At 52.5% G+C, this 2,222-nt stretch carries 4 protein-coding genes; 3 read left to right on the plus strand and 1 reads right to left on the minus strand.

What is annotated here, in order from left to right; translation table 11 throughout:
- Nucleotides 1-271 precede the first annotated feature (271 nt).
- Nucleotides 272-457 carry a hypothetical protein gene (locus FYJ34_RS12910; RefSeq protein ID WP_235899130.1) on the minus strand — a complete coding sequence of 62 codons (186 nt, stop codon included), beginning with the start codon at nt 455-457 and terminating at the stop codon, nt 272-274.
- Nucleotides 458-522: 65 nt separating this feature from the next.
- On the opposite strand from FYJ34_RS12910, the gene FYJ34_RS12915 reads away from it, so the two are divergent.
- The 3 genes from FYJ34_RS12915 to FYJ34_RS13505 all read left to right on the plus strand — a co-directional run bounded on the left by FYJ34_RS12915 (nt 523) and on the right by FYJ34_RS13505 (nt 1,928).
- Complete coding sequence (locus tag FYJ34_RS12915; RefSeq protein WP_235899131.1) at nt 523-1,263, plus strand: rhodanese-like domain-containing protein; 741 nt, start codon at nt 523-525, stop codon at nt 1,261-1,263.
- A 214-nt stretch (nt 1,264-1,477) separates the two neighbouring features.
- Nucleotides 1,478-1,672, plus strand: coding sequence for a DsrE/DsrF/DrsH-like family protein (locus FYJ34_RS12920; RefSeq protein ID WP_235899132.1), 195 nt, complete (start codon nt 1,478-1,480; stop codon nt 1,670-1,672).
- On the plus strand, nt 1,653-1,928 hold the full coding sequence (locus FYJ34_RS13505) for a DsrE/DsrF/DrsH-like family protein (RefSeq protein ID WP_268878921.1): 276 nt from the start codon (nt 1,653-1,655) through the stop codon (nt 1,926-1,928). The genes FYJ34_RS12920 and FYJ34_RS13505 overlap by 20 nt, the downstream gene beginning before the upstream one ends.
- The last annotated feature ends 294 nt before the right edge of the window (nt 1,929-2,222 follow it).

Consider the following 2,222-nt stretch of genomic DNA (forward strand, 5'->3'; position numbering starts at 1 on the left):
AGCCCTTTGTTTCCCGACTGCATAAATATCGAACGGAGGTTTCGGATATTCATTGAGCCAGAATCAGGAAGACGATCCTTTTATCCAGCGGAACCATCTGACTGTGCTTTCCATCGAATCCGCCGGAAAACCAGCTGGCAAAAACAGCCGGTCTTGCTCTGGAAGCCGCGGCCATATTCTGGTCAATGAATATCTGGAAACCTCCGTTTCCGATATTTATGCAGTCGGTGACGCCATCGAAACAAAGGGCCTCGTATACCAGGAGCCTTCTCTATCGCCCTGGCTTCTCCTGCCAACCGTCAGGCCGGATCGTAGCAGACCGGATCTGCGGCATCCCTTCCCGGTATCCGGGCGTCCTGGGTACTTCCGTGGCAAAGGTGTTTGATCTGACTGCTTCCTCCACCGGATACAGCGAAAAGCGCCTGAAACAAATGGGGCGATCTGATATAAGATCCATCCATATCCATCCCCTCCCCGCCGGATACTATCCCGGCGCAGCGCCTTTGGATCTGAAGCTGATCTTTGAAGCCCGGCGGAAAAATCCTGGGAGCCCAGATCATCGGAACCTCCGGCGTGGAAAAGCGGGTAGATGTAATCGCCACGGCTATTTCCGCCGGCATGACGGTGTTCCAGCTACAGGATCTGGAACTGGCCTACGCTCCTCCTTTTTCCTCCGCAAAGGATCCTGTAAATATGGCCGGTTACGTGGCCTCCAATCTGCTGACCGGTCTGGCAGAAGCTGTATCTGTCAGCGAAATCGACCACATTGTAGAGCAGGGCGGCTTTTTGTTGGATGTCCGAACTGCCGGTGAGTTTGCTCTGGGTTCTATTCCCGGCGCCCGCCATCTCCCGCTGGATGAACTGCGTGACCGGTTTTCGGAGCTTCCAAAAGATCAGACCATCTACGTCACCTGCCAGGTGGGACTGCGGGGCTATCTGGCCTGCCGGATCCTGAAGCAGCAGGGATTCTCCTGTGTCAATGTAGATGGCGGATACCGGTCTTACTCACAACTGAAGCTGGATATCCGCCAGAAGCAGCTCCCGCCGGTAAAGGGACTTGCCTGCACAGACCATCCGGATGTTTTAAAGCAGTCTGGCAACTCCTCTGACAGCAAGGATTCTGCCGGTGAGGAAGCTTCCCCACCTCTTTGCGGAGTACTTCTTCTGCAGGTCCTGGCACCTCGCCCCGCAAGCAGATTGACGCCAGAGGGCTCCAGTGCCCGGCCCCATTGCCAAGGTTTTTCAGGAGCTAAACTGCGCTGATTTTGGAGATACCGTAGAGGTTTTGGCAACCGACCCCGGATTCTCCAGGACATTTCGGCCTGGTGTCAAAAATGGGCTACACCCTCTTGGAGCTTTCTCAGACAGAGAGGGTTACAAAGGCTGTCATTGAAAAGACCTCTGATACCAAATTTTCTGCCTGCTGCCCTTCTTCCGCTTCCCAGCCTCTTCTTTCAAGGGATGGGAAAAGGCTACGATGGTGGTATTCAGCGGCGACTTGGATAAGGCCATTGCTTCTTTCATCATCGCCACCGGAGCCGCTTCCATGGGAAAAGAAGTCACTATGTTCTTTACTTTTTGGGGGTTAAATATTTTGGGATCCTGCCATCCATGTTTCCAAGTCCGGCATGGCCCGGCTTTTTGGGTGGATGATGCCAAAGGGCGCGGATAAGCTGCACATTTCCAAAATGAACCTGGCAGGCATGGGAACTTCTATGATCAAACGCATTATGAAGCAGAAACAGGTAGACAGCCTTCGCCAGCTGATGCAGGCGGGCAAAAGAAATGGGAGTGACCTTTGTAGCCTGCTCCATGAGCATGGACATCATGGGAATCCGCCGGAGGAACTGCTTCCGGATGTGGAGGTTGCCGGTGTGGCCAGCTACCTGGCAGAAGCAGAAGAAGGAAATCTGAATTTGTTCATCTAGATCTCTTCTCCTCCATCGACAGGTTTTCTGCCACCGCTTTTTATCAGCAAAGAGCTTGCGCAGAAATGATAGCATCTCTTTCCAGAAAAAATCCCGCAAAGTCGGATTGTCCGGCTCCTGCGGGATTCTTTTTCTGACAAGGTCTGTTTTCAATATCTGATCTCTTTGTCCGGAATCCCCCCCAAATAGGAGGGCAGGCTTCTGATCTTCTATCTCCTTGTTACAATATTTTTATAAACTTTCGCAGTCATAAGATAGACTGCTCCATAGAAGGCCACCATGACCACACTGGTT

Source organism: Suipraeoptans intestinalis (genome assembly GCF_009696485.1).
GTDB classification, from domain to species: domain Bacteria; phylum Bacillota; class Clostridia; order Lachnospirales; family Lachnospiraceae; genus Suipraeoptans; species Suipraeoptans intestinalis.

Coding starts and splice junctions, on each gene's coding strand:
- FYJ34_RS12920 (WP_235899132.1), top strand. CDS start 1,478: ATGGTGGTATTCAGCGGCGACTTGGATAAGGCCATTGCTTCTTTCATC.
- FYJ34_RS12910 (WP_235899130.1), bottom strand. CDS start 457: ATGGATCTTATATCAGATCGCCCCATTTGTTTCAGGCGCTTTTCGCTG.
- FYJ34_RS13505 (WP_268878921.1), top strand. CDS start 1,653: ATGCCAAAGGGCGCGGATAAGCTGCACATTTCCAAAATGAACCTGGCA.